Raw genomic sequence first — 13,395 nt, forward strand, 5'->3', positions numbered from 1 at the left:
GCTAAAACTCAAACTGATAGAGCAGATCAAGTGCCTGGTCTACGCCGGACACTGCTTCCAGATATAGCTTAGGCATCAGGCGATAGCGTAACGTGAGTGTTGCCAGTGAGTCAAAGATCCCCACACCATATTTTACCTGCAGACCCGGCAGTACATAGCCGCTGACCACCACCTGCGAGGAGTCACCCACGCCCTGGGTGTCCAGCGCCAGATTGCTTACGCCGAACGTCTCGCCGATTTTACCCACAACCTGCCCACTTTGTGCAACCCCCAGACCCACTAACATCGAGGTCATCGCCGCACTGTCGCTCTGACCGCTGTCCAGGCCTTGTCCACGCAGCAGGTAAGAGAGGGCCTCCTGTTGCGGCATCGCCGGGTCAGAGAAGATCTCCGCCTTCGGTTCGTCGGCGGAACCGGTGACGCGTACACCAGCAATAACGTTGTTTTCCGTTGCTTCCGGGTTACGAATCGCTTCGATGTTCAACAGGGGCTGATCCGGTGGACCAGAGAACAGCAGCTCGCCTTTGCGGACAATCAGATCCTGACCATAGGCGTGGAAGCGCCCTTCAGGAATATTAATCTGCCCGTTCAGGCCAAGCCCTTGTTTATCCTGCGCCACCTTCAGATCACCCGTGAGCCTTGCCTTCAGCCCAAACGCATCCAACCGCACGTTATTCCCCACGTGCACGATAAGGTTACTATTAATCGGTATGCCAGCGCTCTTCTGTTCGACAGGTTTCAGATTTTCATTGAGCATAACTTCATCACTTGAAACACCCACCGCACTTTCAGGCACGTCGTGAACCACAATGCGTGCCCATGGCACATCGACGCGTCCGTCGAGCGTGAAGAGGCTTGGCGTGGCTTCAAAGACCACATCAGGTGAGACATCCAGGCGAACCATTGGCGGTACGGTGATACGCACTCGGCTGCCTTTTGCGGCAATACGGGCGCGCCAGTTATTGAGCTGACTCCAGTCTGCGTCGCCGCTCAGGTTGATCTGCCCTTGTTGAGTCAACACCGAGCCGCTAATCGTTGAACTCATGCCGTTGAAGTTCATCGAGATTTGGCTAGGCTGCATATCAAATGGCATGAAGTTACCGTCGATATCCACACCGCTGAGCCGCATCTGACCAAACAGCTGCGGGCTTTGCGCGTTGCCAGCCAGACGCAAATTGGCATTCAGCATGCCTGCCGCTTTTTCCCCGCGGTCGAAAATCGGGTTCACCATCGCCAGGTTGAAGTTACGGATGTTGACGTTACCGCCAAGATTACGCCGTCCTTGCGGATCGGAAATCTGCACTTGTCCATCAAACTGACCGTTGTTGGTCAGACGGATAAGCCATCCCAGCTCTGCACGGTTATTATGTAGATCCGCACTCAGGTTCAGGGTGTCGAAGGCTACCGGCAGCGGCGCATCATTCACCTGTTGCGTCACCTTCACGTTACGACCCGAAAGCGTGACGCTACCCTGTGGCAGCCCTTCTTTAGTGGTGTCCCAGGCGACATCGGCCTTCCCGCTAAAGACGCCGCTGGCCTGCGTGGTATCTGGCATAAACGGCTTCAGCATCGCCAGGTCAAAGCGATTGAGGTTGATCTGCGCGCGCCCTTCCGCGCCCGCATCAATGGTCTGAGGTATACACAGCTCAGCATTTGGGTTGGTCCAGCAGTGTGGTCCGATGCTGATCTTTTGTTCCGCGTTACGGTAGTCCAGCGCAATAGAGCGTGACAACGCCAACGGCCCGACCGGTGTGTTGAAGCGAGTGTTATCAAGCAGACCTTTCCAGCGTTCCTCTTTACGATCAAAGCTTCCTGTCAGGTGAAGCTGCCCGGAGACCGGCTCACCCTGCACACGCAGCTGGAGGTCGTGCTGCTTTTCGTTGCCTTTCGCTTCCAGCGTCACCAGATTAATGTTCACGTCCGGCTGAGCAATGCGCTCCACGCGCAGGTTCAGGTTACCGCCGATCTGATCGGTGGATTTCACATCCCCTTCAACGCGAACGCGGGCGACAGTCAGCTCCTGCCAGCGCAGGTTATTAGCGGTGATATCCGCCAGAAGTTGGGGGGCGTCTACCGTCCCGCGCACTTTCACTAACCCTTTCGCCGTGCCACCCAGGCCCGGCAGAGCATTATCCAGATTCGGTGCGTCGATAGTGGCATCCAGATTGAGATCTTTCACCCCCAGCTCGCCTTTGATATCCGCCGTGTTGCGGCCCAGCGCTACGTGCAGACCCGGGATCGTCCACTGCAGGTAGCTGTTACCTTTGACCGAGCCCTCAACGTTAACCTTGTTCTGCTTCACGTTCCCGGTGAGTTTGATTTCCGGCACGTCCATCTGCCACGTGCCGCCGTACAGGCTGCCGCGGGTTTTGATCAGACCATCCAGTTTTGACGGCCAGTCCGGCACCTCTTTGGCGGTGTTAATACCCGTCAGCTTCAGCTCGCCGCGCCAGCTGATCGCCTGCTGCCAGTCGAGCAGTGCGGTCAGCTCGGTTTTGCCTTCCAGCGCCGCGACGGTCAGTTTGTCGAGATTAACCTGCTGTTCATTGCCCTTCGCATCCAGCGTAATGTTCGCGGGCGGCACGCCCTGCCCCTTCACCGCGGTACGGAACGAGAGCGTGTAATCGGTCATCTTGCCGCTCAGCTTCAGCTTCAGATCATCGGCCTGAAACTGTTTTTCGCCGGTGAACGGCCAGTAAAGCTGTTTACTGACCATTTCAACATTGAGCGGTAAACCCGCTTCTGCCAGTTGAGTTTGCGCCCGCAGGACCATATCTACCGGGCCGGAGAGATTCACACCGACGTCCAGTTTGTCGCGTAGCGCACCGCCCACTTTGACCTTCACTTTTTCGCCTTTCAGCGGGTCAATATTCAGGGCGCTGTTGAGTGTGATGTCCACCGGCCAGTTGTCGCGCAGCAGGGCGTTGCCAGAGGCATTCACCGAGCCCTGGTTGGTGTCGATATCCAGCGCGTCGAGCTTCATATTGCCGTCAATACTGCTGACTTTAAGCAGCATGTTATAGACCGTCAGATCGGTATCGCCGGTCAGGCGCAGCTGCTCGCCTTTGAACTCTTCAATGTTGAGATTCAGCGGCAGATGAACATCGGTCATTTCCGGCAGGACAGGCTTCGAGAAGAGGTCTTTCAGCGTTTCACCCAGCGGCTTCTCTTCCGGCTGCGGGTTCTGGATCTTCGGCTCGACGATCTCTTCCTGCGCCACGTCGGCCACTTTCGGCAGCGCGATCAGTAATCCCTGCAGGGACGTCGGCGTCAGGGTGAGGTTTTTCTCCTGCCAGCGCAGGCCGGAGGTGAAATCCATCACGGATACGGTGGTGTCGTCGATTTTGATATTGACGTTATCAAGCGCCACCCGATAGAGCGCGATCGGATACGGCGTGGAGAGATTCAGCGGGCCGCTGTCTTCTTCCTCGACCGGCGCAGACTTCGGCATTTTCTTTGAATCTATCGCCACGTTAACATCTTTTAGCGACATATCGTTGACGCACAGCTTACTGTCCCGCAGACAGCCCAGCTTCACCGCAAGGTGGAACTCCCCGGCGTTTACGGCCACACCAGGTTGCTCATAGCGAATGTTCTTCAGACGCAGATCGCGCCAGCCGCCCGTCACCTGACCAATTTCAAGTCCCGGCACCCAGCGGTTAGCGGCGTTAAACAGCAGGTGCAGCCCGGTCGTCGTTCCCACCAGAAACGCCACCGTACCGAGCAGCAGTACGATAAAAATCAGCACCCCGAGGCTTATCTTCTTCCATAAACTCATAATTCAGGCCCCAGACCGATGTAAAACTGTAAACCATGCTCTTCTTTGTCGCCCACAGGTACGGCGAAATCGAGCTTGATGGGCCCGACGGGTGACTGCCAGCGCACACCCACGCCCGCGCCGGTTTTGAAATCGCTGCGGCGGATGTCGCTCACCGCTTCGCCGCTGTCGACAAACATCGCCCCCCACCATTTACCGCTGACGTTGTACTGATACTCCAGCGAGCCGGTGGCCAGTTTCGACGCACCGATCAGCTTGCCGCTGTCATCTTTTGGCGCAATGGATTTGTATTTATAACCGCGAATGCTGCGGTCGCCACCAGCGAAGAAGCGCAGATCCGGCGGGACTTTGTCGAAGTCACCGGTTTCAATCCAGCCGAGGTTGCCGCGCATCACAAAGCGGTGTTTGTCATACAACGTACGGATCCAGACGTTTTGTGCCTGAATCACCGAGAAGTCGACATCGGAACCCCACATGGTGTTGGAGTAATCAATGGAATAACGCTGGGAATCGCCCCAGTCAGGCATCAGGCCGCCGCGTGAGCGGGTACGGCTGATCATCACCCCCGGATAGAGCAACATCGTGGTGTTGGTGACGTTGGCCTGTGTAAAGTGGTCCAGACTCCAGCGCAGGTTAATGGCACGCTGCCAGCCGCTGGAGAGATCCCAGTAGCGTGACAGGGCAAGGGTGGTCGAATCTGACTTAGTATCGTTCAGGTCGGTGCGCTTAAAGCCCCCCTGAACCAGGTAATATTGCTCCAGCGGGTTTTTCAGCAAGGGCATTTTATAGCTGAAATCGAGCTGCTGTTCCGGGGCGGAGATACTCGCGCTGGTCGTCAGGCTGTGGCCGTACGAGTTCATCCACGGCTTTTTCCATGTGGCCTTCACGCGCGGACCGACATCCGTCGAATAACCCACACCGGTCTCAATGGTGTTCTCGATCCGTGGCGAGACGACGCCATGCAGTGGCAACACTTTGGTTTTGCGCGACTTATCAAATTCCGGTGCGACAACCACGGAGTTAAACCATCCGGTGGCTGAAAGGCGACGGTTCAGTTCCGCCAGATCGCTCGACTGGTAGTAATCCCCTTTTTTGAAGGGCACGAGATTTTGCAGATATTCTTCACGGATTTGCGATCCTTCAAAGGTTACATCGCCAAAACGATAGCGCTCCCCACTGTCGTAATCGATATCCCAGAAGGCCTGATGTCTGTCCAGCGCAATACCAAGCTGACTTTTGTTGAACTGGCTGTCAAAGTAGCCCTTACGAAGGGAAACGCTCGTCAGCTCTTTTTTGAAATGGTCGTAATCACCGTGATTAAGTACCGTGCCGATTTTCGGCCGCGTACTGAGCAGATCCAGATAATCCCGGTCTGTGCGCGCTCCACCGCGCAGGATGACGTTTGTGCCGCCAATCAGTACCGGCTCACCCGGCGAGACGCGGGCAATAAGCACCTGGCGCCCCTTCTTTGGCGGCGGGCGTAGGTCAAAATCAATGGTAGGTTCGTAATAACCCAGCGCTTTTAGCCCTTCGCGGATCGCGTCATCTACGCGCGCGCGAAAACGGCGGTCCGGCGTCACCTCATCACTCTGGATGGTCGACAACTGCGCACGCACGTTTTTTTCCAGCGCCCCGGACAACCCCTCAACCTGCAAACGAACGTTCGCCGCACTGGCAATCCCGCTTGTTAGTAGCAAACTGACCAAACATAACTGGCGGATTTTTATCACGTTTTCTCCTGAATATCCCTGTTTCCACCCTGGAAGCAAATGCACTGCCGCTCCGCGGCAAAATACGGCCTGTTAGCCAAAAACCCACATCGCGGGTTGAAAATGGGTGCAACACCCAAATATTTCTTATGATTAAATCTAGACTCATTTAGCGCATTTATTGTGTTCAATTAAACGCTTCGTGACAACCTTAACCGAAACATCGGCCCCCGGGAGACCCCATCGTGAGTTTATTCGACAAAACGCATCTTGTTTCACAAGCTGATGCATTACCGGGACGCAACACGCCTATGCCTGTGGCGACCTTACACGCCGTAAACAACCATTCAATGACCAACGTTCCTGATGGAATGGAAATCGCCCTGTTTGCGATGGGTTGTTTCTGGGGTGTGGAACGCCTGTTCTGGCAACTGCCCGGCGTTTACAGCACGGCAGCCGGTTATACTGGCGGTTACACGCCAAATCCAACCTACCGCGAAGTATGCTCTGGCGAAACCGGCCATGCGGAAGCCGTTCGTGTGGTGTATGACCCTGCGGTGATTAGCTACGAGCAGCTTCTGCAGGTGTTCTGGGAAAACCACGACCCGGCGCAGGGCATGCGTCAGGGTAACGACCACGGCACACAATATCGTTCGGCCATTTATCCGCTCACACCGGAGCAGGATGCCGCCGCGCGCGCCAGCCTTGAGCGCTTCCAGAAAGCCATGCGTGACGCTGGTGATACGCGCGAGGTGACGACGGAAATCACCACCGCGAAACCGTTCTACTATGCCGAAGACGATCACCAGCAGTATCTGCATAAAAACCCGTACGGCTACTGTGGCATTGGTGGCATTGGCGTCTGCCTGCCGCCGCAAGCAGAATAGCCGCTTGAATCTGGCAGAAATGGATTTCGCCGGGTTTGAAAATCATCACTTTTTCTGCCAAAACGTGACCTCTGGCAGGTTTACACTCCTTTACGCTATACTACCCGCTGAAATAATCAGCTCAACGCTACGAGCTGACGTTCTACGTGTTTTCACACAAATGGTATCAACTTCCCTTCCGAGGATCTGGCGAGAAGCCGGATAAACTATGTTAAACAGTATTTTAGTAATACTTTGTCTTATTGCCGTCAGTGCATTTTTCTCGATATCTGAGATCTCGCTGGCCGCGTCCCGTAAAATCAAACTCAAACTGCTTGCCGATGAAGGCAACATCAACGCCTCACGCATTCTGAAGATGCAGGAAAACCCCGGTACGTTCTTCACCGTGGTGCAGATTGGCCTGAACGCGGTCGCGATTCTGGGTGGTATCGTGGGCGATGCAGCATTCTCGCCGGCGTTTTATAGCCTCTTTATTCAGTACATGTCTGCCGAACTCGCCGAGCAGTTGAGCTTTATTCTCTCCTTCTCGCTGGTGACAGGCCTGTTCATCCTCTTCGCTGATCTGACCCCGAAACGCATCGGTATGATTGCGCCAGAAGCTGTGGCTTTGCGTATCATCAACCCGATGCGCTTCTGCCTGTTTGTTTTCCGCCCGCTGGTATGGTTCTTCAACGGTCTGGCGAACGTGATTTTCCGCATCTTTAAGCTGCCAATGGTGCGCAAAGATGACATCACCTCCGACGATATCTACGCCGTTGTGGAAGCGGGTGCGCTGGCCGGGGTGCTGCGTAAGCAGGAACACGAGCTGATCGAGAACGTGTTTGAACTGGAATCCCGCACCGTGCCGTCTTCCATGACGGGTCGTGAAAGCATTATCTGGTTCGATTTACATGAAGATGAGCAGAGTCTGAAGAACAAAGTGGCGGAACATCCTCACTCCAAGTTCCTCGTCTGTAATGAAGATATCGACCACATCATCGGTTATGTCGATTCCAAAGATCTGCTCAACCGCGTGCTGGCAAACCAGAGCCTGGTGCTCACCAGCGGCGTGCAAATCCGCAATACCCTGATTGTGCCAGACACCCTGACCCTTTCAGAAGCGCTGGAAAGTTTCAAAACCGCCGGGGAAGACTTCGCGGTGATCATGAACGAATACGCGCTGGTGGTAGGTATTATCACCCTGAACGACGTGATGACTACCCTGATGGGTGACCTGGTTGGCCAGGGCCTGGAAGAGCAGATTGTTCAGCGTGACGATAATTCATGGCTGATTGATGGCGGCACACCGATTGAAGACGTGATGCGCGTGCTGGATATTGACGAGTTCCCTCAGTCCGGTAACTACGAGACCATCGGCGGCTTTATGATGTTTATGCTGCGCAAAATCCCGAAACGTACCGACTCCGTGAAGTTCTCTGGCTACAAGTTTGAGGTGGTGGATATTGATAACTACCGCATCGACCAGCTGCTGGTGACGCGTATCGACAATAAACCGACCGTGCTGGTACCGAAGCTGCCGGATGTGGAAGAGAAGGTGTCAGCGTAAAATTCCTGCCCCCACAAACATCAACGGCTCCCATCGGGAGCCGTTTTTTTAACTACTGCATAGCACGCTGGTTAAGCCATCTCAGTTTGCAGACGCAAAACCTGACGGTTGACTTCGGACATCACAGACAAGTGCTGCTTATCCTTCACTTTTGGGACGAGGATCTTGCCCTTATCAAACTCAAAAGCGCCAACATCCTTGATATACAACCGTCCACGGAACAGGATCTTCACGTACTTCGCCACCTGAAGCGGGTTGTAGCGTTGGAAAATTTTCATTCTTGTATCTCCTGCGAATCATACGCTCTTGCGGCGCCACAATCGGCCCGACTGTCCTGAGCGCAAATTTTAATGCCCATTGACTATAGACCAGAACAACCTTGATACCCAGTATGCATAAGTTTATTTACCGTTTGATTACAATTATTCAGAATAATCTTTGCAAACCGTGACTCAGGGCAGTATAAGCCGTCGTTTTTTCATGGATATGTGCGTTCACCCGCAAACTGGCATCGGGATTGCGGGAAAACCACATTGATCGCACTTATGATTAAAAGCGTAAGACCAAGTGGTCGGATCACCTGCAAACAATAAGGAAACGCCATGACCCTACGTAATATCCTTGCAGCAGCCTGCCTGCTGCTGCCCCTGTGGGCTTGCGCTCACAACATTGAAAAAGGACAACGTGTACCGCCAGTCGGTATTGCTGACCGGGGAGAATTGATTCTCGACAATGATAAGTTTAGCTACAAACCCTGGAATAGCGCGCAGCTCGCAGGCAAAGTGAGAGTTGTACAACATATTGCCGGTCGTACATCCGCAAAAGAGAAAAATGCCAACCTGGTGGAAGCGATCAAGGCGGCAAAATTCCCCCATGACCGCTATCAGACCACCACGATTGTGAATACCGATGACGCCATTCCTGGCTCCGGTATGTTTGTGCGTTCAAGCCTTGAGAGCAATAAAAAGCTCTACCCGTGGTCGCAGTTTATCGTCGACAGTAACGGCGTGACGCGTCAGGCCTGGCAGCTGGAAGAAGAGAGCTCCGCCATTATCGTGCTGGATAAAGACGGCCGGGTACAGTGGGTGAAAGACGGGGCGTTAACCCAGGAAGAGGTGCAGCAGGTGGTTGCCCTGCTGCACAAGCTACTGGCTCAATAAATCGTGACGCGGAAGCCGGGGTTGAGGAAGGATTCGCGCGGGGTGTAGTCCAGCGTCTTTCCCTGCCAGTCATGGACATGCGCCCCGGCTGCCGCAGCAACGGCATGTCCGGCGGCAGTATCCCAAACGTTGGTTGGCCCAAAGCGAGGGTACAGTTGCGCATGACCTTCCGCCACCAGGCAGAATTTCAGCGATGAGCCAATTGAGGTGGTCTGGTGTTCACCCAACTGTTGCAGATACTCCTGCAATTCGCTGTCGCTGTGAGAGCGACTAATCACCACCAGCGGCGGGCGCGCATCGCGAACCTGAATCTGCTTACGCACACCGCACTCCTCCTTCCAGGCCTTCCCTTCTGCGGCGCTGTACATCACTTTCATTACCGGCGCATAGACCACACCCAGCACCGCTTTGCCCTTCTCAATCAGGGCGATATTGACGGTGAATTCACCGTTACGCTTGATGAACTCTTTAGTTCCGTCCAGCGGATCGACAAGCCAGTAACGTTGCCAGTGTTGACGTTCATCCCAGCTCTGTGGTGCCTCTTCTGACAATACAGGGATCTCCGGCGTTAAGGCCTGCAACCCTTGCAGGATCACCTTATGCGCCGCGATATCTGCTGCCGTGACCGGAGAGTCGTCTGCTTTACTGACGACCTCCATGGGTTTTACACCGTCATACACCTGCATGATGGCGTCCCCCGCATCCCGTGCGAGCTGACAAATTTTATCTAACATTCTCCACCTCTTTGTTAACGCAGTGAGGTTAACTCTTTGTTTTAGTTATATCGTAATGTGAACAATTCCGCTATCTGTGAAGTAATTCCGGTTTCAGCACACATTTTTCTGTCAGGATTCACATTTCTGTAAGCAACAAGCTATAGATACATACTCTTTTGTGGCCTGGATCGAAAAAAGGACTCCTCTGATGATTAAGTTTAGCGCAACGCTCCTGGCGACGCTGATTGCAGCAAGCGTGCAGGCAGCGACAGTCGATCTGCGTATTCTGGAAACGACAGATCTGCACAGCAACATGATGGACTTCGATTACTACAAAGATACCCCTACGGAAAAATTCGGACTGGTACGCACGGCCAGTTTGATTAACGCCGCCCGCGAAGAAGTAAAAAACAGCGTACTGGTCGACAATGGCGATCTCATTCAGGGGAGTCCGCTTGGCGATTACATGGCAGCAAAGGGACTGAAAAAAGGCGAGATCCATCCTGTTTATAAAGCGATGAACACGCTGGACTATACCGTCGGCAACCTGGGAAACCACGAATTTAACTACGGGTTGAAATACCTGCATGATGCACTGGCAGGGGCCAAATTCCCGTATGTTAATGCCAATATCATCGACGTTAAGACCCAAAAGCCACTGTTTACCCCTTACCTGATTAAGGAGACCGAGGTTGTCGACAAGGACGGTAAAAAACAGACGCTGAAAATCGGCTATATCGGCTTTGTACCGCCGCAAATCATGACGTGGGATAAGGCAAACCTCAGCGGTAAAGTGACCGTTAATGACATCACCGAGACCGCGCGCCACTACGTGCCGGAGATGCGCGAGAAAGGGGCCGATTTAGTGGTCGTTGTTGCTCACTCAGGTCTTTCAGCCGATCCATACCAGGCGATGGCGGAGAACTCGGTTTACTACCTGAGTGAAGTGCCGGGTGTCGACGCGATCCTCTTCGGCCACGCTCACGCGGTCTTCCCCGGTAAAGACTTTGCCAGCATCAAAGGGGCTGACATCGAAAAAGGGACGCTCAACGGCGTACCGTCGGTTATGCCCGGGATGTGGGGTGACCACCTCGGCGTCGTCGATCTGGTGCTGAATAATGACAGCGGCAGCTGGAAGGTTACCCAGTCGAAAGCCGAAGCGCGCCCCATTTATGATGCTGCCGCCAAAAAATCGCTGGCCGCTGAAGATAAAAAACTGGTCAACGTGCTGAAGCACGATCACGACGCCACGCGCGAATTCGTCAGTAAGCCGATCGGTAAATCCGCTGACAATATGTACAGCTTCCTGGCGCTGGTGCAGGACGACCCGACCGTCCAGGTCGTCAACATGGCGCAGAAAGCCTACGCCGAGCACTTCGTTCAGGGCGATCCGGATCTGGCAAAACTGCCGGTGCTGTCTGCCGCCGCACCGTTTAAAGTGGGCGGGCGTAAGAACGACCCAGCCAGCTATGTTGAAGTCGAAAAAGGCAAGCTGACCTTCCGTAACGCCGCCGACCTCTATCTCTACCCGAACACCCTGGTGGTGGTTAAAGCGACGGGCAAAGAGGTGAAAGAGTGGCTGGAGTGTTCCGCCGGGCAGTTCAACCAGATTGATCCACACAGCAGTAAACCGCAATCGTTGATTAACTGGGACGGATTCCGCACCTATAACTTCGACGTGATCGACGGCGTAAATTATCAGATTGATGTCACCCAACCTGCAAAATATGACGGCGAATGTCAGGCCATTAACCCGCAGGCGGAGCGCATCAAAAACCTGACCTTCAATGGCAAAGCCATTGATCCGAATGCCACGTTCCTGGTCGTAACCAATAACTATCGCGCCTATGGCGGTAAGTTTGCCGGAACAGGCGACAGCCACATCGCCTTTGCCTCACCGGATGAAAACCGCTCAGTACTGGCCGCATGGATCAGTGCAGAATCGAAAAAAGCAGGCGAAATTCACCCGGCGGTGGATAACAACTGGCGCCTGGCCCCGATTCACAGCGATACGAAGCTGGACATCCGCTTTGAAACATCACCGTCCGATAAGGCGGCAACGTTCATTAAGGATAAGGCGCAGTACCCGATGAAGAAGGTAGCGACGGACGATATCGGGTTCGCGATTTATCAGGTGGATTTGAGCAGGTAAAAACAAACCGGCAAAGCACGTTGCCGTTATTAGTGTTTGTTCCCTCTCCCGGCCGGGAGAGGGTGAGGGCATCAGGCCGCCCGATCGTCCCGATTCGCCATCACCTTCGGCGTATTCACCTCAATCCAGTCCGCCAGCGCGGCGACTTTCTCACTTACCTCAATACCTAACGACGTCAGACTATACTCTACGTGCGGCGGCACAACAGGATACGAAACGCGATCAACGAACCCGTCCTGCTCCAGCGCCTGAAGCGACTGAGCCAGCATCTTCTCGCTCACGCCGCCCATCTTGCGGCGCAGATCGCTAAAGCGATGCGTGCCATCACGTAACGCCACCAGGATCAGCACGCCCCAACGGCTTGTAACATGCTTTAACACCTCGCGCGATGGGCACTGTTCGGCAAACAGGTTTCCGTCTCGTAACAGTTCACTGAGTGTTGACGTCATTTTCATACTTACCTTTTTGTACGTACTTACTAAAAGTTAGTGTCAGTGATAGTGTGCCACAACACAAGACAAACACGAAGGAGTTCTCTCATGATCGCAATTACCGGTGCTACCGGCCAGCTTGGCCATCTTGTTATCGAACAACTTTTAAAATCCGTTCCGGCCAACCAGATTGTGGCCATTGTGCGTAATCCGGCAAAAGCCGGGGCACTCAGCCAGCAAGGTATTGTCGTGCGTCAGGCGGATTATACTGACCAGGCAGCGTTTACCACGGCGCTGAACGGCGTGGATAAACTCCTGCTGATCTCCTCCAGCGAAGTCGGCCAGCGCGCCACTCAGCACCAGAATGTGATTAACGCCGCTAAAGCGGCGGGCGTGAAATTCATCGCCTACACCAGCCTGCTGCATGCAGATAAATCACCGCTCGGCCTGCACGTTGAACACGTTGCCACTGAAAAAGCGCTGGCGGCCTCCGGCATTCCTTATGCCCTGCTGCGCAACGGCTGGTATACCGAAAACTATCTGGCGAGTGCACCACCAGCCCTGGAGCACGGCGTGTTTATAGGGGCTGCGGGTGACGGCAAAATTGCCTCAGCCACACGTGCGGATTACGCTGCTGCGGCAGCAAAAGTCATCGCTGAAGAAGGTCATGCAGGCAAAGTTTACGAACTGGCGGGTGACAATAGCTGGACACTGAGCGATCTGGCTGCAGAACTCAGCAAGCAAAGCGGCAAAAACGTGGCGTATCAGAACCTGAGTGAAGCGGACTTTGCCGCCGCATTGAAGGGGGTTGGTCTTCCGGCCGGGCTGGCGGATATGCTGGCGGACTCTGACGTGGGCGCATCCAAAGGCGGCCTGTTCGATGACAGCCATACCCTGAGCAAACTGATCGGTCACCCAACCACTTCGCTGGCAGACAGCGTCAACGCAATTCTGTAATTGTTACGAACTGGTTATTTTTTGTGGCATCCCCTCGGGTCATCTTTGATAATGGAGAG

The 13,395-nt window shown here is 54.3% G+C and carries 10 protein-coding genes; 5 read left to right on the forward strand and 5 right to left on the reverse strand.

Annotated features, from left to right (window positions below):
- Window position 1 precedes the first annotated feature (1 nt).
- Window positions 2–3,778, reverse strand: coding sequence for an autotransporter assembly complex protein TamB (gene tamB, locus AC0XWG_RS04670; protein WP_475680426.1), 3,777 nt, complete (start codon window positions 3,776–3,778; stop codon window positions 2–4).
- Window positions 3,775–5,508 (reverse strand): autotransporter assembly complex protein TamA, encoded by a 1,734-nt coding sequence (gene tamA, locus AC0XWG_RS04675; RefSeq protein WP_049005175.1) that lies wholly within the window; start codon window positions 5,506–5,508, stop codon window positions 3,775–3,777. The genes tamB and tamA overlap by 4 nt, the downstream gene beginning before the upstream one ends.
- Window positions 5,509–5,732: 224 nt before the next feature.
- Here tamA and msrA point away from each other — a divergent pair, with 224 nt between their 5' ends.
- Window positions 5,733–6,374 (forward strand): peptide-methionine (S)-S-oxide reductase MsrA, encoded by a 642-nt coding sequence (gene msrA / locus AC0XWG_RS04680; protein WP_128348285.1) that lies wholly within the window; start codon window positions 5,733–5,735, stop codon window positions 6,372–6,374.
- A gap of 208 nt (window positions 6,375–6,582) precedes the next feature.
- Complete coding sequence (gene paeA / locus AC0XWG_RS04685; RefSeq protein WP_128348286.1) at window positions 6,583–7,920, forward strand: polyamine export protein PaeA; 1,338 nt, start codon at window positions 6,583–6,585, stop codon at window positions 7,918–7,920.
- A gap of 71 nt (window positions 7,921–7,991) precedes the next feature.
- Here the strand turns inward: paeA and AC0XWG_RS04690 are convergent, their stop codons facing one another.
- On the reverse strand, window positions 7,992–8,198 hold the full coding sequence (locus AC0XWG_RS04690) for a DUF1107 domain-containing protein (RefSeq protein WP_028016471.1): 207 nt from the start codon (window positions 8,196–8,198) through the stop codon (window positions 7,992–7,994).
- A 324-nt stretch (window positions 8,199–8,522) separates the two neighbouring features.
- On the opposite strand from AC0XWG_RS04690, the gene AC0XWG_RS04695 reads away from it, so the two are divergent.
- The gene (locus AC0XWG_RS04695; protein WP_028016470.1) at window positions 8,523–9,080 is read left to right on the forward strand and encodes a YtfJ family protein; all 558 of its coding nucleotides are present in this window, start codon (window positions 8,523–8,525) and stop codon (window positions 9,078–9,080) included.
- Here the strand turns inward: AC0XWG_RS04695 and cysQ are convergent.
- Window positions 9,074–9,814 (reverse strand): 3'(2'),5'-bisphosphate nucleotidase CysQ, encoded by a 741-nt coding sequence (gene cysQ / locus AC0XWG_RS04700; protein WP_028016469.1) that lies wholly within the window; start codon window positions 9,812–9,814, stop codon window positions 9,074–9,076. The genes AC0XWG_RS04695 and cysQ overlap by 7 nt on opposite strands.
- Window positions 9,815–10,004: 190 nt before the next feature.
- Between cysQ and AC0XWG_RS04705 the strand changes: the two genes are divergently transcribed.
- On the forward strand, window positions 10,005–11,948 hold the full coding sequence (locus AC0XWG_RS04705; RefSeq protein ID WP_049005173.1) for a bifunctional 2',3'-cyclic-nucleotide 2'-phosphodiesterase/3'-nucleotidase: 1,944 nt from the start codon (window positions 10,005–10,007) through the stop codon (window positions 11,946–11,948).
- Window positions 11,949–12,019: 71 nt separating this feature from the next.
- On the opposite strand, the gene AC0XWG_RS04710 is transcribed toward AC0XWG_RS04705, so the two are convergent.
- Window positions 12,020–12,403, reverse strand: a complete 384-nt coding sequence (locus AC0XWG_RS04710; RefSeq protein WP_374760264.1) for a winged helix-turn-helix transcriptional regulator — start codon at window positions 12,401–12,403, stop codon at window positions 12,020–12,022.
- An 84-nt stretch (window positions 12,404–12,487) separates the two neighbouring features.
- Between AC0XWG_RS04710 and AC0XWG_RS04715 the strand changes: the two genes are divergently transcribed.
- Window positions 12,488–13,336, forward strand: coding sequence for an SDR family oxidoreductase (locus AC0XWG_RS04715; protein ID WP_108089453.1), 849 nt, complete (start codon window positions 12,488–12,490; stop codon window positions 13,334–13,336).
- Window positions 13,337–13,395 lie beyond the last annotated feature (59 nt).

It is taken from the genome of Enterobacter sp. DVT3837, assembly GCF_056238685.1.